This window comes from Paenibacillus sp. NPDC057967 (genome assembly GCF_042887015.1).
GTDB lineage: Bacteria > Bacillota > Bacilli > Paenibacillales > Paenibacillaceae > Pristimantibacillus.
Window position 1 is genome coordinate 91091 of record NZ_JBHVQB010000005.1, and the last position, 22650, is coordinate 113740.

Consider the following 22650-nt stretch of genomic DNA (forward strand, 5'->3'; position numbering starts at 1 on the left):
GTGTTTATTATGGGGTGAACCTTTTATTTCACTACGGATGGCAGCGCTTTGAGACGATTGGTGTCAGGTGTGATGAACAGCGTCTTCTGATGGTCATAAATAACAAAGCCTGGCTTCGCTCCGCTTGGCTTCCGAACATGCCGGATGAAGGTATAGTCGACCGGAACCATGCTTGAATCCTTGGCTTGGCTGTAATGAGCGGCAAGCATCGCCGCTTCCTCCAGCGTAGCATCCCCGAAGTCTCCTCCCCGGATGACGACATGGGAGCCCGGTATATCCTTCGTATGCAGCCATGTATCCGTAGGAGAAGCTAGCCGGTTGGTCAAATATTCGTTTTGCATATTGTTTTTCCCGACGTAGATCGGGACGTTCTCCGAGGAAGTATAGCAAAGCAGCGACGGATGCTGCGCCTTCTTCCGCTTCGGTCCCCGCGTCTTGCGTTCGCGAAGGTAGCCTTGCTGGACAAGCTCCTCCCGAATTTCTTCAATATCGGACAGCGCCGCGTCGTTGAGCTGCTGAATCAGCGTCTCGAAGTAAGTAATCTCAGCTTCCGCCAATTTCATCTGCTGTGCGACGACCGTCAAGCTGTTGCGGTATTTCGTATATCGCCGGAAGTAGCGCTGGGCGTTCTCCGACGGCGTCAGCTGCGGGTCCAGCGCAATCTTGACCGTCGCCTGATCCTCGTCATAGAAGTTGACCAGCTCGATCGACTCCTCGCCTCGATTGAACTGATGCATATAGGCGGTCAGAAGCTCGCCAAGCACTCTGTACTTTTCGGCGTCTTTCGCTTCTTCCAGCGCATCTTCCAGCTTTTTGATTTTGGACGTATTTTTGCTCTTCTCGTTCTGAACGAAGCGGATCAGATCCGCTGCACGCTGCTTCACGGTATCCCGTTCGGCCTTATCACCGTAGAAGGCCTCCAGACATTCGCTGACGGAGCCGAAGGAGACGCTTGTCCCATGGATATGGGTAAGCTGCGTCACGGAGAAGCTAGCTTTGCCGCTCGTTGTATCGGTGACGATAACAGGCTCATATCGGTTCTCGCGGAAGGCGTCCATTAATGCGGAGAAGCTGCTCCATAACGGAGGAATCGCGGCTGCCTCTTCCGAGCTTTGGGTTTTGGCTCGGTTGACGATTTCCTTTGCCAGAAGCGGGCTGAGTCCGCTGAAGGCGCCGACTAGCGACTGGTGGAGCGGGATGGGTGCTTCCTCAACAGACTGGGTCAGCAATGCTCGGAATTGATCCTCATCTGCGACGGCTAGCGGATCGATTTTGCCTTGATCCGGCGGCGAGGCATAGGCTACGCCCGGCATGACGATCCGGAAGGAGCTGATGGCAGGCGTGACGTGGTGAATGCCGTCATGGATGGCGCCGGTGGCCGTGTCGATCAGGATGATGTTGCTGTGCCGGCCCATGATTTCAATGACAATCGTTTTGAAATTCAGATCACCCAGCTCGTCCCGCTGCCGGATATCGATATGGATGATGCGCTCTCGCCCGATTTGCCGAACAGATTCAATAACGCCGCCTTCGCAATGCTTGCGCATGAGCATGCAGAACATGGGTGCTTCCAGCGGGTTGACGTATGTTGCCGAAGTGAAGTGTGTTCTAGGATAAGTAGGATTCGCAGACAACAGAAGCTTCGAATTCAGTCCGCCTCCGCGCACGGACAATACGAGGTCATGCTCGGTGGGCTGATGAATTTTATGAATACGCGCGCCGACGCAGCGCTGCAGTTCTGCGGCGACCGCTCCGACGACCATGCCGTCTAATGCCATAATTAGTGTACCTCTCTTTTACAGTATGACTCTATCATGCCATATTCGGGACAAAAACTTAAGCCTCTCTGGGATATTTTATAGGCTGTCCGAATACATTTAGCGTAAGTATGGGCTGTCCGCTGGAACGGCAACCAACGGGAGGGAATCATGGATGGAACAGTTGAAATGGCATCAGATGGGGACAAGCGAGCTTCTTGAAGCGCTCGGCAGCTCGCAAGATGGCGGTCTTAAGCCATCTGCAGCTGCGGAGAGGCTCGAAAAGCACGGACACAATGAGCTGTCGGAAGGAGAGCGAATCTCGCCGATTGTGCTTTTCCTGAATCAGTTCAAAGATTTCATGGTGCTCGTTCTGATGGGCGCCACCTTAATATCGGGATTGCTTGGCGAATACCTGGACGCCATTACGATTGTGGCCATTATTGTGTTGAACGCGGTCCTTGGCTTCTTGCAGGAATTCAGGGCAGAGCGCTCGCTTAGGGCGCTCAAGGAGCTGTCGGCGCCCTCGGCCAAGGTCATTCGGGGCGGCGAGCTGGTTACAGTAGCGGCCAAGGATCTGGTGAACGGGGATATCGTCTATCTTGAAAGCGGGGACCGCGTGCCTGCCGATCTCCGGTTTATCGAAGCCAATAGCTGCTACATCGAGGAATCGGCTTTAACAGGAGAATCCGTTCCGGTCGGGAAGCATGCTGCGGTCATTGGGGATGAGGATCTGCCGCTCGGCGACCAGCGGAATATCGGATTTATGGGCACGATGGTTACGCGCGGCACAGCCAGAGGCGTCGTCGTTCGGACGGGCATGGCGACGGAGATGGGCAAGATTGCCGGTCTGATCCAAGCAACGGAGTCGATGGAGACGCCGCTGCAACACCGGCTGGAACAGCTCGGCAAGCTGCTTATCGTCGTAGCGATCGGCTTGACGGTTATGGTCGTAGTGGCAGGCATCCTGCACGGACAGCCGGCATACGGCATGTTTCTCGCAGGCGTCAGCCTCGCGGTGGCGGCTATACCGGAGGGCTTGCCTGCTATTGTGACGATCGCGCTGGCGCTAGGCGTCCAGCGGATGATCAAGCGCAAAGCGATCGTTCGCAAGCTTCCTTCGGTGGAGACGCTCGGCTGCGCTTCCGTCATCTGTTCGGACAAAACAGGGACGCTGACGCAGAATAAGATGACGGTCACTCATGTCTGGATAGGCGGCCGCAAGCTGGAGGTCAGCGGCGAAGGCTATGATCCGACGGGAGCTATCTATGAAGACGGCAAAGCGCTTGATCTCAAAAATGACCAGTCCATCAAACGGCTCTTGCAAATTAGCGCTCTCTGCAACAACGCATTGCTTGTCAGGTCGGAGCCGGCGGAGCAGAAGCGCCGCAAGAGCAAGGAGCCGCAGCCGGAGTGGACGCTGAAAGGCGATCCGACAGAGGGCGCGCTTGCGGTACTGGCGACCAAGCTGGGCTCGTCGGCCAAGTCGCTGGAGGCGCTCTACCAGCGGGTCAAGGAGTTTCCGTTCGATTCGGAGCGGAAGCGGATGTCGGTGCTGCTCTCCCATCAAGGCGGACGACTCCTGTGCACCAAAGGAGCGCCGGATATGCTGATGGAGCAATGCGCCTATGTCCTGTGGGATGGCAAGGTTGTTCCATTCACCAACACGTTGAAGCGGAAATGCGCGGAGGCGGGAGAAGTAATGGCGCAGTCCGCGCTTCGCGTGCTTGGCTTCGCTTATCGGGATTTGCGGTCCACGGAGCGGTGTGAGACGGAAGAAGAGGCAGAAAACAATCTGATCTTCGTAGGGTTGTCCGGCATGATCGATCCGCCGCGCCGCGAAGTGAAGGATGCGATTGCGACTTGCCGCAGAGCCGGAATTAAGACAGTCATGATTACGGGGGATCATCAGTTGACGGCGGAAGCGATCGCCAGCCAGCTCGGCATTATGCCACGCGGCGGCATCGCAATGAGCGGAAGGCAGCTGGAGGGGATGGACGATGAGCAGCTTGATCGACTGGTCGACAATACGTACGTCTATGCGCGCGTATCCCCGGAGCATAAGCTGCGTATCGTCAAAGCGCTTCAGCGCAAAGGGCATGTCGTGGCGATGACGGGCGACGGAGTCAACGACGCGCCTGCAATCAAGGCTGCCGATATCGGCATCTCCATGGGGATAACCGGAACTGATGTATCGAAGGAGGCGTCCGCGCTTGTTCTAAGCGACGACAACTTCTCGACGATCGTAGCGGCGATTGAAGAAGGCAGAGGCATCTACGAGAATATCAGGAAGTTCATTCGTTATCTGCTTGCCTCCAATGTAGGTGAAATACTGGTCATGTTCCTTGCCATGATGGCAGGCTTGCCGCTCCCGCTCGTACCCATCCAGATTTTATGGGTGAATTTGGTTACGGACGGCCTTCCGGCGATGGCGCTTGGCGTAGACCAAGCAGAGAAGGATCTGATGCAGCAGAAACCGCGTTCGGCGAAAGAGAATATTTTTGCCCGCAGGCTGGGGTGGAAAATTATTAGCCGGGGCGTGCTGATCGGCATCTGTACGCTTGGCGCCTTCTGGATTACGCTGCGAGAGGGTGCGGGTACGGCCGACGGCTTGATGAAAGCCCAGACCGTCGCATTCGCGACACTCGTCATGGCGCAGCTGATCCATGTGTTCGATTGCCGCAGCTCACGCTCGATTTTCCATCGCAATCCGTTCCAGAACAAATATTTGGTGCTGGCGGTTCTCTCTTCGCTGCTGCTAATGCTCGGCGTTCTATATATTGAAGCGCTGCAGCCGATCTTCAAGACGGTGCCGATCGGCCTCCGCGAATGGTGCCTTGTATTCGTAGCCGCGGGAATTCCAACCTTCGTAATGGGTATTGGCAGCGTGCTAGGCAAATCCGGCAAAACAAAGACGAATTCCAAATGGCCGCTAGGTCCGCAAACCGCTGCCAGATAACGTGGAAAAGTGCAAATGTTGATGCAAATTATGAATAGCGTTTCTCTCTCCTTTGCGGTATGCTAATAGGAATCATGATAGATTAGCATACATTGGGGCTATAAGGAGAGATCGATAGATGAACTTCACGAAAATGCATGGTCTTGGCAATGATTTTATCATTGTCGCGGGAGAGAAGGCGCTGCCTGACAATGTCGCGGAGCTGGCAGAATCGCTCTGCAACAGGTTCTTCGGCATCGGCGCAGACGGACTGGTCTATATTCTTCCTTCGGAGAACGCAGACTTCCGTATGCGGATTATCAATTCCGACGGTTCCGAAGCGGAGCAATGCGGTAACGCAATCCGCTGCGTGGCGAAGTACGTCTATGACAACGGATTGACGAATCAGGAAGAGATTACGGTCGAGACACTTGGTGCGGGCGTACAGAAGGTGCAGCTGACCATCAATGGCGGCAAAGTGCAAACCGTGCGCGTCGATATGGGCGAGCCGATTCTGGCCGGTCTGCAAGTGCCGACTACCGTAGACGCAGATCGCGTTATTGAGCATCCGATTGAAGTGGATGGCCGCAAGTTTGCTTTCACGGCTGTATCGATGGGCAATCCGCACTGCGTCATCTATGTGGATGACGCAGTCGGTTTCGATCTGGAGACGTGGGGACCGAAGCTGGAGACGCATCCGATGTTCCCGCGCAAAATCAACGTTGAATTTGTAACGGTCAATTCGCGTTCGCAAGCGGACATGCGTGTATGGGAGCGCGGCGCAGGACCGACGCTTGCATGCGGCACAGGAGCATGCGCTACGCTTGTCGCATCCGTGCTGACAGGAGCGACAGATCGTACGGCAACGATCTCCCTGAAGGGTGGAGACTTGCTGATCGAATGGAACGAGAGCGATAATCACGTCTATATGACAGGGCCTGCCGCGGAAGTATTCCGCGGAGTGTTGTAGGTGGCTGCTATGGGGGCGGAACAATTGAGAAGACCGAATCTGCGGGAAGCGCTGGCAGAGCGCATCCTGGTCGGCGACGGAGCCATGGGAACCTATCTTTATCAGATGGGGTTCCCTGTCGGCGTTTCCTATGAAGAATTTAATGTACTAAAGCCTGAAGTCATCGAAAGCGTGCACCGCCATTATTATGAAGCGGGCGCAAGGCTAATCGAGACGAACACCTACTCGGCCAACCTGGAGAAGCTGTCAAGGCACGGGCTGGAGGGCGAGATGGAGGCCATTAATCGTGCAGGGGTACGAATTGCCCGCTCAGCGGTTGGTGCGGATGCTTATGTCGTGGGATCGATAGGCTCGATTCGCGACGGCAAGCGGAAGAACCTGAGGACCAAGCGCGTGGTGGGCGCTTATGAGAAGCAGATGAAGATACTTGTCGAGGAAGGCGTCGACGGATTGTTGTTCGAGACGTTCTATGATCTGGAAGAGATGAAGCTTGCGGTTCGCATTGCACGCGAGCTGACGGATATTCCGATTATTTGTCAGTTTGCTGTAGAAGACGCCGGACGTACAGCGGACGGGATTACGCTGGCGGACGCATTCAACCAGCTGCAGATGTTAGGCGCCGATGTGGTCGGCTTCAACTGCCGCAGCGGTCCTAACGGCATTATGCGTTCGATGGACTCTATCAACGCGCCGGTTGCTTTGCCGTTCTCCGTGTACCCGAATGCCGGTATCCCGGATTATGTAGACGGCAAATATACGTATTCCGCCGGACCGGAATACTTCGCGGAATGCGCCCGTAAGTTTGCAGACCGCGGCGCCCGCATTATCGGCGGCTGCTGCGGCACAACGCCGGAGCATGTGGCTGCCATGGCGGCTTCGCTTGCGAATTATGTTCCTCAGCCTGGAGCGGCCGCCGCGGCGAAGCGCCAGTCGGAGCTTGTCCGCGAGAATGCGCCGAAGCCGGCTGAACAAGCTTCCTACGGGGATATCCATCAAGAGCCGACTTTGGTTGATCTGGTGAAGGAGCGCCATACGGTGATCGTCGAGCTTGACCCGCCGCGCGATCTCGATATCCGCAAGTTTATGGAGGGCGCAGCGGCGCTGAGAGAAGCGAAGGCAGACGCCGTGACGATGGCGGACAATTCGCTGGCCGTGACGCGCATGAGCAACATTGCGCTTGCTGCGCTGCTGCAAGAGCGGCTCGATATTCGTCCGCTTGTCCATATCGCGGCACGCGATCGCAATCTGATCGGCACACAGTCGCATATGATGGGGCTGGACGCGCTTGGCATCGATCACGTGCTCGCAGTTACAGGCGATCCTGCCAGATTCGGCGACTTGCCGGATTCCAGCTCAGTGTACGATCTGACATCCTTCGAGATGATCCGGATGATCAAGCAGCTCAATGATGGCGTAGCCTTCTCTGGCAAGCCGCTGAAGCAGAAAGCGAAGTTTGTCGTGGGCGCAGCCTTCAATCCGAACGTCAAGCATCTGGACAAAGCGGTTCAGCGACTTGAGCGGAAAATCGCTTCCGGCGCGGATTACATTATGACGCAGCCTGTCTACGATACGGGACTGATCGAGAGAATCGCAGAATCGACCAAACATCTCAGCGTGCCTGTTTTTATCGGCATTATGCCGCTTGCGAACGGACGGAATGCGGAATATTTGCATAACGAAGTTCCAGGCATTCAGCTGTCGGATGACGTTCGCGCCCGCATGGCAGGATTGGAAGGTCCGGCAGGCCGAGCTGAAGGCGTGCAGATCGGCAAGGAACTGCTGGATTGCGCTTTGCAGCACTTCAACGGCATTTATCTCATTACACCATTTATGTTCTATGACATGGCTGTACAACTCACTCAATACGTATGGGAAAAAACAAAACGCTAGCTCAAAATCATCCAAAAAATGGATGCCACCTAACTTTTGCTTGTTCCAAGGGAAGAAATCAATTAGAATAAGGCATAAGTTGGAGCGGACGGCAGTAGACGAACGTATGCTCATTCATTTTTTCGTCAACAATAGAGCAATGGTCTGTCGTTTTTTGGTAATCGGCACCTATCATTGCGCATAGAAGGACCGTAGGCGGAGGGGGACCTGGCTTGGCTATTAAGCTCATTAATATCGGATTCGGGAATATTGTATCTGCGAATCGCATTATCTCGATCGTGAGCCCGGAATCGGCTCCAATCAAGCGAATCATTCAAGAAGCACGGGATCGCCATATGCTGATCGACGCGACATACGGCCGCCGGACTCGCGCGGTTATTATTACGGACAGCGATCATGTGATCTTATCTGCGGTTCAACCGGAGACGGTTGCCCATCGATTATCCACCAAGGATGACGATAACGACGAATAGTACGGGGAGTATGGAACAAATGGGATTGTTGATTGTTTTGTCCGGTCCTGCCGGAGTGGGAAAAGGAACGGTATGCACTGCGCTTCGCGCAAGAATGCCGGAGATTGTCTATTCCGTATCGGCCACAACCAGGCAACCGAGACAGGGCGAGGTTGAAGGCGTTAATTACTTTTTCAAGTCTAGAGAGCAATTCCAGGATATGATCGCGCGTGACGCGCTGCTTGAACACGCAGAATATGTGGGCAATTATTACGGGACTCCCCGTGATTTTGTCGACCGTACGCTTGCGGGGGGCAAGGATGTCATTCTGGAGATTGAAGTGCAGGGAGCGCTCAAGGTGAAGAAGAACTTCCCGGAAGCGATTTTTATATTCCTGCTGCCGCCGTCGCTAGATGTGCTTAAGCAGCGCATTACGGGGCGCGGTACGGAGACGCAGGATATCATCGATACCCGTATGAATGTCGCCGTTGAGGAAATGAACCTCCTAAGCCATTATGATTATGCCGTTATTAATGATGAGATAGATGCGGCTTGCGATCGGATTCGCAGTATTGTGATCGCCGAGCATTGCCGCAGGGAACGCTTCATGCCTTATGTAACGGGAATGAAGACCACAATCGAGAAAGCCTGAGTGAGGAGAATGTCTAATGTTGTATCCATCCATTGATGAAATGGTGAAGAAGGTAGACAGCAAATACACGCTTGTCGTAGCCGCTTCCAGAAGAGCGCGCATGCTGCGCAACGGGGAGAAGTCCGAACTGGTCAACCCGCGTTCGCATAAGTATGTTGGCGTAGCTCTTGAGGAGATTTACGGCGATGTGATTCAAGTGGAATCGCTTGGAGCGAAAGACGAATAGCACGGCAGATTAATCAAAGCATGAGGTGTGAACTGGCGACAGGGATACACCTCTTTTTTTGTCTGGATAGTCATCTATGTATGGCGTAAGTTCTGTAGGAGAAGGACAATATGTAGTCGGGGATCAGCCGTGGAAGGATGCATATTTGTGATGGTTTTGGTTGCATTATTTTTCCTGATTTTAAGTTTGGTCATTCGTGGTGCAATAGACAACTCTGTTATGTCGAGGAAAATCGATAGTCTGATCTCGGAAATCACAGAACTTCGGAAAGAGGTTCATGAGAACAAAAGACATATTATAGATAAACGAGTGTAACCAGGCAAAAGATCCATTTGTTCAACTTCGTCTACCAATCGATTTCTGACAGGAGCTGATCGTTATGATTCGACATTGGACCAATATGTTTGTGGCTGTGGCGCCGGACTGTCCGGTTGAGATGGGAGTTGAGCCGGTATCGAAGCGGGAGAGCAAGCCGGCGCATGTGATTCAGTATGAGTTATTGGCCGCTCAGCCCTATCGATTTACTTTCGAGGAGCAGCTGTTCGAGGTGTACTTCCGGCACAAGGGCTTTGATCCGGATATGCCTGAGGACGAGAGATCCCAGTTGCGGGATGAGCTGCTGGCGAAGAACCATCCTTGCATGAGAGCCTCCCAGCTGCCGAAAAAGTTCGGCTGGGGTGTTCATTATAATGATCAAGGAAAGATCGCGATCTACGGAATGGAGTCCGAAGCGTACCAGAAGCTGCTGGATGCGGCTAAGAACGACGAACATATGGAACTCCAGACGGCCGTAAGAAGCAGCAGAAAAACGAAGTAGGTTTACAAATTGCGATCGCGGTGTAAAGATTCTAATCATCAAGGCTAGTGTAATAGACGGATTAGTGTTGTGAGAAACGACTAATCCTCCTGGCGCGCAGCTGACGAGAGGTATAAGCCGGTTTACACTTTTCCTGGGGTTCACATAAATGGAGTTAAGTGAAATGAAGATCAAAAAGTCAACTTGTCTCTCAGACCGAACGTCTTTATGAAATATCGGTATAGATGGGTCAATTTATTTCTGGCAGGGGGCGGCGGTCAAATGTCTGAGGAGAAACGCGATATCCAGGAGCTGAAGCAGCAGATTCATGCGCTAGAGAAGCAAGTTCAGACCTTGAAGAATACGAGCAAGGGACGTTCTTCTGTACAAAATTTCTTCCTGGCCTTTGTAATCGTATTCGTAGTCGTCCTGATATCGATTGGTGTTGTTCATTTCATAAATCAACAATAAGTAATGATCATCGGCTGCCAATACGCTGTCTAGTTTTTGGCTCGCATTATGATATGATAAAGAAAGAATGCAACTTTTCCGCTGTTGCTCCGCCAATCGCAATAATCGCACTATGCAACGCTACCCATCTTGCCCCATACAAGTGCATCCGCTATCTTACACATAAACAGAAGCTGCAGATGATGATGCCAGTTTTGTATCACAAAACGTTTGGTCCTAAGCTTATGAAGTCCGTTGTGACTCACAGTACTTTAAGTTTGGACTTGCGAAGTCAGTTTTGTATCACAAAACGTTAAGGAGGAGTTTATCATGGAGCAATTGCGTTATCCCAATGGCAGGTTTTTGTTCGAGGGTATGTCACCCGTACAAATGGAGAAGTGGATCAGCGAAGTAGAGAAGCTGCCTGGCGAGCTGAGGGCGGCAATCGAAGGACTGAACGATGTGCAGCTCGATACTTATTATCGGACGGGAGGCTGGACGGTCAGGCAAATCGTGCATCATCTTGCGGATGCCAGCATGAACATGTTCTCCCGATTCAAGCTTGCATTGACTGAATCCAACCCGACGATTAAGCCGTTCAACGAGGAAAAATGGGTGAACACGGCGGATTCCCTGAGTACAGCACCGGATTCAAGCTTGCTTATTATTGACGGAGTGCATACGAGAACCTCGCTGCTGCTTCGATCGTTGGAACGAGCTGATTTTGAGAAGGAATTTTATCATCCCGAGAAGGGAAGCCAAATGAAATTATCCTTCTTACTCGCTTATATGGCTTGGCACGGCAGGCATCATGTCGCTCATGTTATGAGCTTGAGAGAACGAATGGAATGGTAACCAACTATCCGCCTTGCAGAAGGCGGATGTTTGATGAATAGGAGTTGGCAGCATGATAGCAGGAAAACGAATTATATTAGGCATCACCGGAGGCATCGCAGCCTATAAAGGCGCCGCGTTATGCAGCAAGCTGGTTCAGGCTGGAGCGATCGTGCATGTCATCATGACGAAGTCCGCTACTGAATTTATTACGCCGCTGACGCTGCAAACACTGTCACGCAATCCGGTTCATATCGATACATTCGATGAGCGCAATCCGGAGGTGGTTACGCATATTCATTTGGCCGACCATGCGGATCTGATCGTGATTGCGCCTGCCACTGCGAATTTCATGGCTAAGCTTGCTAATGGGCATGCGGACGATATGCTGAGCACGACGCTGCTTGCGGCGACTTGTCCGATCCTGGTTGCACCGGCTATGAATGTGCATATGTATGAGCATCCTGCAGTCGTGGATAACATGGAGCGGCTGGCTGCGCGCGGGGTCATGTTCGTGGAGCCTGGAACAGGCCAGTTGGCTTGCGGATATGTCGCAAAGGGGAGATTGGCCGAGCCGGAAGATATCGTGACGGCCGTTGGCGCTTGGTTCTCGCAGAACCAAAAGCTGAAAGGGAAAAAAGTAGTCGTGACGGCAGGCGGCACGATGGAGCGTCTGGACCCCGTTCGTTACTTGACGAACGACTCCTCGGGCAAGATGGGCTTCGCGATTGCGGAAGCCGCCCGATTGATGGGCGCCGACGTAACGCTAATCGCCGGACGTACGACAGAGCCGCCGCCGCAGGGCGTCAAGGTAGTGCGGACGGAATCTGCGGCAGATATGCTGGATGCTGTTACGGTACAATTCCAAGAGGCGGATATCGTGGTGAAAGCAGCGGCTGTCGCGGATTACAGGCCCGTCTTGGTTCATGAGCAGAAGCTGAAGAAAGTCGGTGAGCGGCTGGTGCTTGAGCTAGAGCGCACAACGGATATTCTGGCGACGATCGGCGAGCAAAAAACGCATCAGTTTCTGGTTGGTTTTGCTGCGGAGACCGAGCATCTGGCACAATACGCCATGGATAAGCTGCGCAGAAAGCATTGTGATTTGATTATTGCGAACGATGTCAGCCGGGAAGGTGTCGGCTTCAATGGTGATACGAATGCAGTGGAAGTGTATGGGCCGGAGGGGCTGATCGAGTCTTTGCCGCTTATGTCGAAGCGGGCGACTGCGGTCAGGCTGATGGAACTGATCATCGAACGGATAGCTGCAGGCGGTGGAAGCCGGTTATGATTGCCAAAGTGATTGTTGACGTGCCGAGCCGCCAGACGGATCGGCCGTTTGATTATGAGGTGCCTATGGAGATGCAGCCATGGATCGAAGTGGGCAGCCGGGTAGGCGTTCCCTTCGGCGGACGTGTGCTGCAAGGCTTCGTCATAGACATAGCGGAATCTGCTTCGGTAGACAGGTCTCGCTTGAAGCCGGTAGCGGAGCTGCTGGACGCCGTTCCGCCCCTGCTGCCGGATATGATTGAGCTGTCCAGGTGGATGAGCGACAAGTATTGCTGCTCATGGACACAAGCGCTGCAAGCGATGATACCGGCGGCATTGAAGGGTAAGGAAGAGAAGAAAATCGGCTTGGCTGATCCAGCGGACGTCGGCAGGCTGCCTGACGAGCTTGTAGAGTGGATGGGAAAGAGCGACGGCCTTGTGAAGCTGGATGCTCTTCTTGCCCGTTTCCCGGAGCATACGATTTCCGTGAAGCAAGCGCTCAGCGACGGAACGCTGCTCCAGCAATCTTCTATAAAGGACAGGCTGTCGGTCAAAAAAGTGCTGACGGTTTCCTTGCCGGAATCAAGACTCGGCTTGGAGCAGGCGCTAGAGCTCGTTCCCGCACGCGCGGCCAAGCAGCGCGAGGCGCTGACCTTCATGTATGTTCATGGCGTGGCGATGCCGCTGCAGGACATGGTTCAGGCGTCGGGTGCTTCGGCGGCAAGCATAAAGGCGCTGGTCGAAAAAGAACTGGTTGAGCTTCGCGAGGTGGAGAGCGGCCGCGATCCTTACGCCGACCGGAACTTCAACCGCACGAAGCCGCTGCCGCTTATGGATGGGCAGCAAGCCGTGTTTGACCGCATCATAGGTTCGCTGAATGAAGGCGAGGGCCGGACGATGCTGCTGCACGGCGTAACGGGAAGCGGCAAGACAGAGGTCTACCTGCAATCGATTCAATATTGTCTGGAGCAGGGACGGCAAGCGATCGTGCTGGTGCCGGAAATCTCGCTCACACCCCAGATGGTGGAGCGTTTCAAGGGACGCTTCGGCGATGCCGTCGCCGTATTGCATAGCCGCTTGTCTAGCGGCGAGCGGTTCGACGAGTGGCGCAAAATCCGAAGCAAGCGGGCAGAAGTGGCCATCGGCGCAAGGTCGGCGATTTTTGCCCCGTTCGACCGTATCGGCCTCATTATTATTGATGAAGAACATGAGTCATCCTATAAGCAGGAGGAAAGCCCCAAATACCATGCGCGTGATGTGGCTGTAAGAAGAGCAAAGCACCATGGCGCGACTGTCATTCTAGGCTCGGCTACGCCATCTATGGAGTCTTATGCGGCAGCGAAACGCCCTATCTCTCAGTCAAGCGGAGCGGCTTCGGCGCTCTTGCCAATGCCGGAGCGGGTCGGAGGACGTCCGATGCCGGAGGTTGAGATCGTTGACATGCGTGAGGAGCTAAGGGGCGGGAATCGCTCCATGTTCAGCCGCAAGCTGCATGCCAAGCTTCAGGATAGGTTGGAGCGCGGCGAGCAGGCGGTGCTGCTGCTTAACCGCAGAGGTTATTCGACCTTCGTCATGTGTCGTTCTTGCGGGCATACGGCATCTTGTCCTCATTGTGATATCTCGCTTACTTATCATCAGAAAACTAGAGTGTTGCGCTGCCACTACTGCGGTCATGCGGAGCAAGCGCCTGCGGAATGTCCGGCTTGCAGCAGCGAGCATATTCGTTACTTCGGCACAGGCACACAGCGGGTGGAAGAGGAGCTGGCCAAGCTGTTCCCCGGCATTCGGGTCATCCGCATGGACGTCGATACGACGACAGAGAAGCATGCGCATGAGAAATTGCTGAAGCGGTTCGGAGAACGGCAAGCTGATGTGCTGCTAGGCACGCAAATGGTAGCTAAAGGGCTCGATTTCCCATATGTTACGTTAGTAGGCGTTATTGCGGCGGATACGTCGCTACATCTTCCCGATTTTCGCGCGGCAGAGAAGACATTCCAGCTGTTGACACAGGTCGCCGGAAGGGCGGGCAGGCATGAGCTGGAGGGCGAAGTGGTCATTCAAACCTACACGCCTGAGCATTATGCGATTACGACAGCACAGCAGCATGATTATGTGGCCTTCATCAGCGAGGAACTGCGGCACCGCTCAGTGATGGGATATCCGCCGTATTGCCGGCTGGTGCTGGTGACGATGTCGCATGAGCAGCTTCCGCTGCTGGTATCGGTAAGCAGCCGGTTTGCGGCCGAGCTGAAGGAGCTGGCCGAGCATGAGGGCTTGCTTGCACCGCTTGGAAGCGGGCTCCCGAGGGCGCTTGAAGTGCTCGGTCCCGTAGCTTCTCCAATTGCGAGAATGAAAGATCGCTACCGCTTTCAATGTGTGATAAAATATCGTGGTAGCATCGACGCATCCGCGCTCGTCCGCCGCGCTCTCCAGCCGTTCACGGAAGGGGCGCCGCAGAAAAACGTGATGTTCAGCGTCGACGTTGATCCCCAGGTCATTTTATAAAAAATCGATAGATAATGAGTAAAGGAAGGGAACAACATGAGTATTCGTTTGATCGTAAAGGAACCGGATCCGGTATTGCGCGAAGTAGCCAAGGAGGTTACGAAGTTCAATGACAATCTGAAGAAGCTGCTGAAGGATATGGCGGAGACAATGTACGACGCCCAAGGCGTCGGCCTTGCGGCGCCGCAGATCGGTATCTCCAAGCGTGTTATTGTCGTGGATGTAGGAGATGAGAACGGGCTGGTGGAGATGGTTAACCCGGTGATCGTGGAGCAAGAAGGCGAGCAGCTTGGTCCGGAAGGCTGCCTGAGCATTCCGAATCTGAACGGCGAGGTGCGCCGGGCGGATCGTATCGTAGTTGAAGGGCAGAACAGCAGCGGCGAGAAGCTCACCGTGAATGCGAGCGGATACTTCGCGCGCGCGTTCCAGCATGAGATCGACCACTTGAACGGCATCTTGTTCACGGATTTGGCCGAGAGCGTCTATGATATTTCGGAGATCCCGAGAAAAGGCGGCGAGTAATTGATGCGTATCGTATTTATGGGGACGCCGGACTTCGCCGTCCCTTCCTTACAACTGCTCGTTTCAGGCGGCTATGAAGTGGTCGCTGTCGTAACGCAACCGGATCGGCCGAAGGGCCGCAAAAAAACGTTGACGCCGCCCCCTGTCAAGGAAGCGGCGTTATCGTTTGGTATACCCGTATTGCAGCCTGAACGGATGAGAAATCCAGAGGCTGTTGCCCAATTAGCGGAATATAAGCCGGATTTGATCGTGACGGCCGCATACGGACAGATTCTGCCGAAAGCTGTACTGGAGCTGCCGCGTCTCGGCTGTATCAACGTGCATGGCTCGCTGCTGCCGAAGTATCGCGGAGGAGCGCCGATTCAGCGCTCGATTATAAACGGGGAGCCTGAGACGGGCGTAACGATCATGTATATGGCGGAGGGACTGGATACGGGCGATATGATCAGCAGAGTCGCGCTGCCGATTCTGGATGAAGATACGTCGGGGACCCTATTCGAGAAGCTGAGCGCTGCTGGCGCCAAGCTGCTGGGCGAGACGCTGCCGTCCATTATAGACGGTACGGCCAAGGCTGTGCCGCAGGCGGAGGAAGAAGCTACATATGCGCCGAACTTGAGCCGCGAGGACGAGCGGCTTGATTGGAGCAAGCCGGCAAGAGCGTTGTTCAACCAGGTCAGAGGCTTGTCGCCGATGGCGGGAGCCTTTACCTACTTGAACGGCGAGGTGTTTAAGGTTCGCGCATGCGAGGCCTTGCAGGGACGAAGCGGGAATGCGGAGCCGGGCGAAATCGTATCTGCCGACGCGGAAGGCATCGTAGTGCAGACTGGCGAAGGCAGGCTGCTGCTGAAGGAGATTCAGCCGGCAGGCAAGCGCGTAATGGCTGTATCAGAGTGGATCAAGGGAGCGCGGATGGAACCGGGCACCAGATTCGGTGAAGGAGAAGCGCAATGAGCGGCGGCGATAACGGGCGTCCGGCAGGCAAAGGCGGCCACGCTCCAAGCAGAACGTCACATGGCAGACGCCCCCGCAATGGGCAGAATGGAAACCAGCCGAAGACAGACGCGCCGAAGCGCAAAGCCGTAACGCCTAGAGAGCTAGCGCTCAACATCTTGGTGAAGGTCGCAGAATCCGGCGCTTACAGCAACATTCAGTTGAACCGGTCGCTGCAGGATTCCGGCTTGTCCAGGCAAGATGCGGGCCTTGCGACGGAGCTGATGTACGGCACGATCAGCCGGCAAGCTACACTGGATCATTGGTTGTCCAAATTCGTGTCCAAGGGTCTTCACAAGCTGGACAAGTGGGTGCATCAACTGCTGAGGATGAGTGCCTACCAGCTATTGTTCCTGGATCGAATTCCGACGCATGCAGCCGTGAACGAAGCGGTGGCTATCGCCAAACGAAGAGGGCATACAGGGATATCCGGTATGGTGAACGGCGTACTTCGCAGCATGGACCGGAGCCGTGCGGATCTGGTGTTGTCTGCGATTCAGGAGAAGACGCCGGTCGCTACAATTGCGCTTAGACATTCCTACCCGGAGTGGCTTGTGGCGAGATGGGTGGCAGCATACGGAGCCGAGACAGCCGAGGCAATATGCGCAGCGGGCAATGAGCAGCCCCATGCCAGCATTCGGGTGAATCCTTTAATGGGCAATCAGGAAGAACGGCTGAAGCAGCTTCAGGACAGCGGGGTACATGCGGAGCCTTCCGCCATTGCGCCTTCAGGGATCGTGGTATCCGGCGGGGGCAACCTGGCCGATACGGAGGATTTCCGGCAAGGCTTATGGTCCTTGCAGGATGAAAGCTCCATGCTCGTCGCAGAGGTTGTCGCCCCCAAGGCGGGAATGAAGGTGCTGGACTGCTGCGCTGCGCCTGGCGGCAAGAGCTCGCATATGGCTGAGCTAATGGATGGCAAAGGCAAGGTATGGGCCAACGATCTTCATGCGCATAAGCGGGAGCTGATCACTTCGCAGACCGAGCGGCTGAAGCTGCGCAACGTGGAAGCGGTCGTCGGCGATGCGATGGCGCTTTCCGAGCGATTCGCTCCGGAGTCGATGGACGCTGTCTTGTTGGATGCGCCTTGCTCCGGCTTTGGCGTTATCCGCAGAAAGCCAGAGATTAAGTGGACGAAGACGGAAGGCGATATCTCGGAGATTGCTGGGCTGCAGCGCCAGCTTCTGCATCGCGTGAGCGGATTGGTTCGTCCTGGCGGCACGCTGGTTTACAGCACATGCACGATGGAGAAAGAGGAGAACGAGAGCCAGATTGAAGTTTTCCTGAGGGAGCATCCCGAATTCAGGCTGGATGCGGACTGGCCGGATGCCATTCTGTCCAATCTGCGGGCTGCAGGCGTGATTGGTGATGAGTTTGACGGTCAATTGCAGCTGCTTCCGCAGCATTTTGGCAGCGATGGGTTCTATATTGCGCGCATGGTTAAGGCACACTGACGCGGCTTCTGGCTGAGGTTGGGCGTTTGTGGTAAAATAAATCGACAACGGCCCTCGTGAAGCTGGAGTAGTCATAGTTGAGGCCGTTCTACAATAAAATACAGGTGTGATGAGATGAAACCGATTATTTATGATTATACGCTGGACGGATTGAGAGATTGGATGAAGGAGAATGGCGAGCCTGCTTTCCGCGGGGACCAGCTGTTCGACTGGATCTACGTCAAGCGCGTGAAGAGCTTCGAGGAGATGACCAATCTGCCGAAGCCGCTTCGCGAGAAGCTAGACGAGCAGTTCCAATTCGTCACGCTTACGGAAATTACAAAATTTGAATCCAGAGACGGAACGGTTAAATTCCTGTTCGGCTTGCATGACAATCATGCCATCGAGACGGTTATTATGCGCCACAATTACGGCAACAGCGTCTGTGTAACGACACAGGTCGGCTGCCGGATCGGCTGCACGTTCTGCGCCTCCACGCTGGGCGGGCTGAAGCGCAATCTGACCGCTGGCGAGATTGTCGCTCAAGTCGTGACTGCCCAGCAGATGCTGGATGCGAGCGGCGAGCGGGTATCGAGCATCGTCATCATGGGCTCAGGCGAGCCGTTCGAGAATTACGACGCTACGATGACATTCCTTCGGAACATGATTCACGAGAAGGGGCTGAACATCGGCCAGCGCCATATTACGGTATCGACGAGCGGCATCGTGCCAAGCATGTACAAGTTCGCCGATGAGAATACGCAGATCAACCTGGCGCTGTCGATCCATGCGCCGAATGACAAGCTGCGCTCCAAGCTGATGCCGGTCAACAGAAGATTCCCGTTTGAAGATGTTATCGAGGCTTGCCACTACTATATTGCCAAGACGGGCAGAAGAATCACGTTCGAGTACGCGCTGATCGGCGGAGTCAATGATCAAGCCGAGCATGCGCAGGAGCTGGCGGATGTGCTGAAGGACATGCTATGCCATGTCAACCTGATTCCAGTTAACCATGTGCCGGAGCGTAATTACGTTCGAACACCGCGCGAGGATATCTTCGAATTCCAGCGCATACTTGAGCGCAACAAGATCAACGTGACGATTCGCAGGGAGCAAGGCCATGATATCGCTGCCGCTTGCGGCCAATTGAGAGCGAAACATATGGAGTCCACGACGAGGTGATGAACCATTGTTAACGGCAAACCGCAGTAATGTCGGACGAGTCAGGCATGTCAACGAAGACCAGTCTTGGGTGGGTCAACTGGATAATGGCGTAACGCTGGCTATCGTTGCTGACGGCATGGGCGGCCATCAGGCCGGCGATGTCGCCAGCGAAATGGCGGTGGGCGCCTTTCGCAGCGTGCTGGAGCAGCATGCCGCGAAGCCTGACTTAACCGAGCAGGAAGGGAAGATGTTGATCCGTCAGGCGATAAGCGAGGCGAACGAGACGATCTACGCCATGGCGGCCAGCAATGAACAATATCATAATATGGGCACGACCATTGTAGCCGCATTGCTTCATGCCAATAGCGCCATTATTGGGCATGTCGGCGACAGCAGAGCCTACAAGGTGACCAAGGATGCGATTCAGTTGCTTACGATGGATCATTCGTTGGTCAATGAGCTGGTGAAGTCCGGCCAGCTTACGGATGAAGAAGCCGCCAATCACCCGCGTCGCAATGTGCTGACCCGGGCCATCGGGACCGATCCCCAGGTGGAGATCGAAGTCCAATCGCTGGCATGGTCTCCGGAGAACGTGCTGCTGCTGTGCAGCGACGGATTGACCAATATGGTTAGCGAACAAGAGATGCATGCTGTTGTTGCCGGCGAGGATAAAGGGCTCGAAGGCAAAGCGGATCATCTCATAGGGCTGGCGCTCGAAGCAGGTGGGGACGACAATGTGACAGTCGTGCTCCTGCAGGAAGCTGCCGGTGCTAAGCGGGAGGAGGGCTCACTATGATCGGACATGATTTAGGCGGCCGTTATGAGATATTATCAAGAATCGGCGGCGGCGGAATGGCGCTTGTATATAAGGCCCATGACGTCCTGCTTAACCGGAATGTCGCCGTCAAGGTGCTGCGCCAGCAATTCGTGAATGACGAAGAGTTCATTCGCCGATTCCGCAGGGAGGCGCAGTCTGCAGCAGCCCTGTCCCATCCCAATGTCGTTAGTATCTATGATGTCGGGCAAGAGGAAGATACGCACTACATTGTGATGGAATACGTGGAAGGCAGCAACCTGAACGAAATCATTCAGGAGCGCGCGCCCCTTCAGGCTGAAGAGGCTGTCAGAGTCGCCGTCCAAATCTGCGATGCGCTGGATCATGCGCATCAGAATCATATTATACATCGTGATATTAAGCCTCATAACATACTTATTGGCAACAACGGGCGGGTGAAGGTAACCGACTTCGGCATTGCCCGCGCGGTCACCTCGACGACCATTACGCAGACAGGCTCTGTCCTCGGGTCCGTTCACTATTTCTCGCCGGAGCATGCGAAAGGCATTAATACGGGAGAGAAGTCTGACTTGTATTCGCTTGGCATCGTCTTGTACCAGATGCTGACGGGCAAGCTGCCGTTCCTGGGCGAAAGCCCGATCAGCGTAGCGCTGAAACATCTGCAAGAGACGTTCGAGGACCCGCGTGAAGTTAATCCTCATATTCCGCAAAGTGTGGAGAACGTGATTCTCAAGGCGATGCGTAAAAATCCGAGCGAGCGGTACGACTCCGCTCATGAAATGCTGCTTGATCTGGATACTTGTCTGCGGCCGGATCGTCTGAACGAGCCGAAGGCTACGTTCTCGCATTTCAGCGACATGGAGGAGACGCGCGTCATGCCGGCTATCCGAGGAGGCGAGCTGTCTGTGACTAATCATTCGTATAACGATCGCAAAGAACCGAAGCCAAGCGCAACAGACACGAGTGCGAATTGGCAGGAAGAAGGCGTGCGCAAAGGAAAAGGGTGGAAAAAGCCGCTGATTGTCGTCGGCGTCACCTTGGCTCTGCTGGCGCTTATTATCATTGGCTTTATGTGGGTGCTTGACAAATTCGAGACGGAAGAAGTCGATGTGCCTTACGTGGTCGGCGATATGCTGGAGGATGCCAGAGTCAAGCTTCAGGAAAAGGGCCTGCGCGTGGAAGACCCAGTGACAAGGGAGCCTAGCCGGGATGTGCCGAAGGACCAGGTTATGGAACAAAGCAAGAGGAATATGAAGGTTAAGTCGGGAACATCAATCGCATTGACCGTCAGCGATGGTCCGGAGATGTCGACGTTAAGAAATTACGTCGGCCAGTCCATCAAGATCGCCAAAGAGGAATTAAATGCACTAGGCGTCACGGATGACCGCATCCGAATCAAGGAACAGAACAGCGAGGAAGCTGCTGATACGATTCTGGAGCAGACGCCGGCTAATGGAGAACAATTCGATCCGGAAAAGGCGGAGATTTCGTTCACAGTCAGCATCGGCCGCGAGACGGTCGAGATGATTGATCTGACCGATTACAAGCTGTCGGCAGCGCGGCAATGGCTGAAGTCGATGGAGCTTGAGCTTAAGGAAGAAGATATCTTATATCTCCCGAGCTTCATTCACGCAAAGGATCATATTATTAAGGTCAATAACGCCGATCCGTCTGACAAAATACCGAAGGGTTCTGAAATAAAGTTGACCGTTAGCACCGGCTTTCCAGCGGATGCCAAGCAGGGCTCCTACAATGTCACCATCTCGCCAGCAAGCCTGGATAAGCCGAGCGAAATCCGAATCGATTATTCGGACGCACGAGGTGATGTGAAGGGCGAGACGCGTTCCATTAACGGAACGGTTACGATTCCGGTAACGCTGGTGCTGTCGCCGGATACGGTCGCGACAGTCTCGGTATACCGCGACGGACATTTCGTGGATACCGTCAATATCAATTACAATCAGCTGGAAGGAGCGCCGGGCATGAATATCCCTGGCGCAACGCCGCCTCCAGTTGAAACCAACAATCCTGAGGAACCGGCAAATGCGGAGGTAGACCAATTCAATGGCGAAAGTGAAGGAGAGCATTAAGACAGAGCAGGCTTCGGGCAGAATCGTCAAGGCGCTTAGCGGCTATTACTACGTCAGGGCTGAGGGGGATTCCCCTGATTCTCAGACTGTGCAGTGCCGTGCGCGGGGTGTATTCAAGAAACGGGGACTGACGCCGCTTGTAGGCGATGAAGTGCGTTTCAGCTTGACGGAGAATGGGGAAGGAACAGTAGAGGAGCTGCTTCCCCGCTCTTCAGAGCTGATCCGTCCTCCGGTCGTGAATATCGACCTGGCTATTCTTGTTTTTTCGGTAACGGAGCCTGTCTTGAACTTGCAGCTGCTGGACAAGTTTCTTGTGCATATTGAACATGCGGGCATTCCTGCGGTCCTCTGCTTAAGCAAGCAGGATTTGGAGACGGAAGGCGGATTTGCGGAGGAAGCTGCTTCTGCCGCTTCTGCCGTCAACCGTATTTATCGCAAGCTCGGCTACGAGGTATACGGGACAAGCTCCCGCAAAGGAGCTGGCATTCAGGAGCTGAAGGAACGTCTGAGGGGCCATCTGGCCGTATTCGCCGGCCAGTCTGGCGTCGGCAAGTCCTCACTTCTCAATGCTCTTGTGCCCGGTCTGACGCTGGAGACGAATGAGATCAGCAATCGATTGGGACGGGGCAAGCATACGACAAGACATGTCGAGCTTATCAACGTCGCAGGCGGCTATGTCGCAGATACGCCAGGCTTCAGCCAATTGGACTTCTGTGAGCTTGGCATTGATGATCTAAGCTATTGCTTCATCGAGATGCGAGAGTTGTCGCCGGATTGCAAGTTCCGCGGCTGCACGCATGTCCATGAGCCAGGCTGCGCCGTGCTCGCCGCCCTGGAGGCGGGCGAAATCGAGCAAAGCCGATACGATCATTACGTTCTGTTCCAGACAGAGATGAAAGAGATGAAACGGAGGTACTGA

The 22650-nt window shown here is 54.5% G+C and carries 19 protein-coding genes; 18 read left to right on the forward strand and 1 reads right to left on the reverse strand.

Annotation, left to right across the window (positions count from 1 at the left end; genetic code table 11):
- Nucleotides 1-23 precede the first annotated feature (23 nt).
- Nucleotides 24-1778, reverse strand: coding sequence for an Rqc2 family fibronectin-binding protein (locus ACFVSO_RS13980; RefSeq protein ID WP_387474471.1), 1755 nt, complete (start codon nt 1776-1778; stop codon nt 24-26).
- Between the two features lie 154 nt (nt 1779-1932).
- Here ACFVSO_RS13980 and ACFVSO_RS13985 point away from each other — a divergent pair, with 154 nt between their 5' ends.
- The 18 genes from ACFVSO_RS13985 to rsgA all read left to right on the forward strand — a co-directional run bounded on the left by ACFVSO_RS13985 (nt 1933) and on the right by rsgA (nt 22650).
- Entirely contained in the window at nt 1933-4716 is a 2784-nt protein-coding gene (locus ACFVSO_RS13985) for a calcium-translocating P-type ATPase, SERCA-type (RefSeq protein WP_387474473.1), read from the forward strand.
- Nucleotides 4717-4834: 118 nt separating this feature from the next.
- Nucleotides 4835-5665, forward strand: a complete 831-nt coding sequence (dapF, locus tag ACFVSO_RS13990) for a diaminopimelate epimerase (RefSeq protein ID WP_387474475.1) — start codon at nt 4835-4837, stop codon at nt 5663-5665.
- 84 nt (nt 5666-5749) lie between these two features.
- Complete coding sequence (locus ACFVSO_RS13995; protein ID WP_387475331.1) at nt 5750-7555, forward strand: bifunctional homocysteine S-methyltransferase/methylenetetrahydrofolate reductase; 1806 nt, start codon at nt 5750-5752, stop codon at nt 7553-7555.
- A gap of 212 nt (nt 7556-7767) precedes the next feature.
- The gene (remA, locus tag ACFVSO_RS14000; protein WP_005548256.1) at nt 7768-8028 is read left to right on the forward strand and encodes an extracellular matrix/biofilm regulator RemA; all 261 of its coding nucleotides are present in this window, start codon (nt 7768-7770) and stop codon (nt 8026-8028) included.
- 19 nt (nt 8029-8047) lie between these two features.
- Nucleotides 8048-8659, forward strand: a complete 612-nt coding sequence (gmk, locus tag ACFVSO_RS14005; RefSeq protein ID WP_387474485.1) for a guanylate kinase — start codon at nt 8048-8050, stop codon at nt 8657-8659.
- 16 nt (nt 8660-8675) lie between these two features.
- On the forward strand, nt 8676-8885 hold the full coding sequence (gene rpoZ / locus ACFVSO_RS14010; RefSeq protein ID WP_119798088.1) for a DNA-directed RNA polymerase subunit omega: 210 nt from the start codon (nt 8676-8678) through the stop codon (nt 8883-8885).
- 379 nt (nt 8886-9264) lie between these two features.
- Nucleotides 9265-9702, forward strand: a complete 438-nt coding sequence (locus ACFVSO_RS14015; RefSeq protein ID WP_387474488.1) for a DUF6157 family protein — start codon at nt 9265-9267, stop codon at nt 9700-9702.
- Between the two features lie 261 nt (nt 9703-9963).
- On the forward strand, nt 9964-10152 hold the full coding sequence (locus tag ACFVSO_RS14020) for a hypothetical protein (protein WP_387474490.1): 189 nt from the start codon (nt 9964-9966) through the stop codon (nt 10150-10152).
- Nucleotides 10153-10461: 309 nt separating this feature from the next.
- A complete protein-coding gene (locus ACFVSO_RS14025) occupies nt 10462-10986 on the forward strand; it encodes a YfiT family bacillithiol transferase (RefSeq protein ID WP_387474492.1) in 525 nt (174 codons plus the stop codon).
- Between the two features lie 52 nt (nt 10987-11038).
- Nucleotides 11039-12253, forward strand: coding sequence for a bifunctional phosphopantothenoylcysteine decarboxylase/phosphopantothenate--cysteine ligase CoaBC (coaBC, locus tag ACFVSO_RS14030; protein WP_387474494.1), 1215 nt, complete (start codon nt 11039-11041; stop codon nt 12251-12253).
- Nucleotides 12250-14736: a primosomal protein N' gene (priA, locus tag ACFVSO_RS14035; protein ID WP_387474496.1), complete on the forward strand. Its 2487-nt coding sequence runs from the start codon at nt 12250-12252 to the stop codon at nt 14734-14736. Before coaBC ends, priA begins: the two co-directional genes overlap by 4 nt.
- 36 nt (nt 14737-14772) lie before the next feature.
- The gene (def, locus tag ACFVSO_RS14040) at nt 14773-15258 is read left to right on the forward strand and encodes a peptide deformylase (RefSeq protein ID WP_387474498.1); all 486 of its coding nucleotides are present in this window, start codon (nt 14773-14775) and stop codon (nt 15256-15258) included.
- A 3-nt stretch (nt 15259-15261) separates the two neighbouring features.
- On the forward strand, nt 15262-16209 hold the full coding sequence (gene fmt, locus ACFVSO_RS14045) for a methionyl-tRNA formyltransferase (protein ID WP_387474500.1): 948 nt from the start codon (nt 15262-15264) through the stop codon (nt 16207-16209).
- Nucleotides 16206-17702 carry a 16S rRNA (cytosine(967)-C(5))-methyltransferase RsmB gene (gene rsmB / locus ACFVSO_RS14050; protein WP_387474502.1) on the forward strand — a complete coding sequence of 499 codons (1497 nt, stop codon included), beginning with the start codon at nt 16206-16208 and terminating at the stop codon, nt 17700-17702. Before fmt ends, rsmB begins: the two co-directional genes overlap by 4 nt.
- Before the next feature lie 114 nt (nt 17703-17816).
- Entirely contained in the window at nt 17817-18863 is a 1047-nt protein-coding gene (rlmN, locus tag ACFVSO_RS14055) for a dual-specificity RNA methyltransferase RlmN (RefSeq protein WP_387474504.1), read from the forward strand.
- A gap of 7 nt (nt 18864-18870) precedes the next feature.
- Nucleotides 18871-19641, forward strand: coding sequence for a Stp1/IreP family PP2C-type Ser/Thr phosphatase (locus ACFVSO_RS14060; RefSeq protein WP_387474506.1), 771 nt, complete (start codon nt 18871-18873; stop codon nt 19639-19641).
- Nucleotides 19638-21731, forward strand: coding sequence for a Stk1 family PASTA domain-containing Ser/Thr kinase (gene pknB, locus ACFVSO_RS14065; protein WP_387474508.1), 2094 nt, complete (start codon nt 19638-19640; stop codon nt 21729-21731). The genes ACFVSO_RS14060 and pknB overlap by 4 nt, the downstream gene beginning before the upstream one ends.
- Nucleotides 21706-22650: a ribosome small subunit-dependent GTPase A gene (rsgA, locus tag ACFVSO_RS14070; RefSeq protein WP_387474510.1), complete on the forward strand. Its 945-nt coding sequence runs from the start codon at nt 21706-21708 to the stop codon at nt 22648-22650. Before pknB ends, rsgA begins: the two co-directional genes overlap by 26 nt.

Excerpts from the sequence above, each read along its gene's own strand:
- ACFVSO_RS13980 (WP_387474471.1), bottom strand. The coding sequence starts at position 1,778 with ATGGCATTAGACGGCATGGTCGTCGGAGCGGTCGCCGCAGAACTGCAG.
- pknB (WP_387474508.1), top strand. The coding sequence starts at position 19,638 with ATGATCGGACATGATTTAGGCGGCCGTTATGAGATATTATCAAGAATC.
- rlmN (WP_387474504.1), top strand. The coding sequence starts at position 17,817 with ATGAAACCGATTATTTATGATTATACGCTGGACGGATTGAGAGATTGG.
- def (WP_387474498.1), top strand. The coding sequence starts at position 14,773 with ATGAGTATTCGTTTGATCGTAAAGGAACCGGATCCGGTATTGCGCGAA.
- rsmB (WP_387474502.1), top strand. The coding sequence starts at position 16,206 with ATGAGCGGCGGCGATAACGGGCGTCCGGCAGGCAAAGGCGGCCACGCT.
- gmk (WP_387474485.1), top strand. The coding sequence starts at position 8,048 with ATGGGATTGTTGATTGTTTTGTCCGGTCCTGCCGGAGTGGGAAAAGGA.
- dapF (WP_387474475.1), top strand. The coding sequence starts at position 4,835 with ATGAACTTCACGAAAATGCATGGTCTTGGCAATGATTTTATCATTGTC.
- priA (WP_387474496.1), top strand. The coding sequence starts at position 12,250 with ATGATTGCCAAAGTGATTGTTGACGTGCCGAGCCGCCAGACGGATCGG.
- fmt (WP_387474500.1), top strand. The coding sequence starts at position 15,262 with ATGCGTATCGTATTTATGGGGACGCCGGACTTCGCCGTCCCTTCCTTA.
- ACFVSO_RS13985 (WP_387474473.1), top strand. The coding sequence starts at position 1,933 with ATGGAACAGTTGAAATGGCATCAGATGGGGACAAGCGAGCTTCTTGAA.
- ACFVSO_RS14015 (WP_387474488.1), top strand. The coding sequence starts at position 9,265 with ATGATTCGACATTGGACCAATATGTTTGTGGCTGTGGCGCCGGACTGT.
- rsgA (WP_387474510.1), top strand. The coding sequence starts at position 21,706 with ATGGCGAAAGTGAAGGAGAGCATTAAGACAGAGCAGGCTTCGGGCAGA.
- ACFVSO_RS13995 (WP_387475331.1), top strand. The coding sequence starts at position 5,750 with ATGGGAACCTATCTTTATCAGATGGGGTTCCCTGTCGGCGTTTCCTAT.
- ACFVSO_RS14020 (WP_387474490.1), top strand. The coding sequence starts at position 9,964 with ATGTCTGAGGAGAAACGCGATATCCAGGAGCTGAAGCAGCAGATTCAT.
- ACFVSO_RS14025 (WP_387474492.1), top strand. The coding sequence starts at position 10,462 with ATGGAGCAATTGCGTTATCCCAATGGCAGGTTTTTGTTCGAGGGTATG.
- coaBC (WP_387474494.1), top strand. The coding sequence starts at position 11,039 with ATGATAGCAGGAAAACGAATTATATTAGGCATCACCGGAGGCATCGCA.
- rpoZ (WP_119798088.1), top strand. The coding sequence starts at position 8,676 with ATGTTGTATCCATCCATTGATGAAATGGTGAAGAAGGTAGACAGCAAA.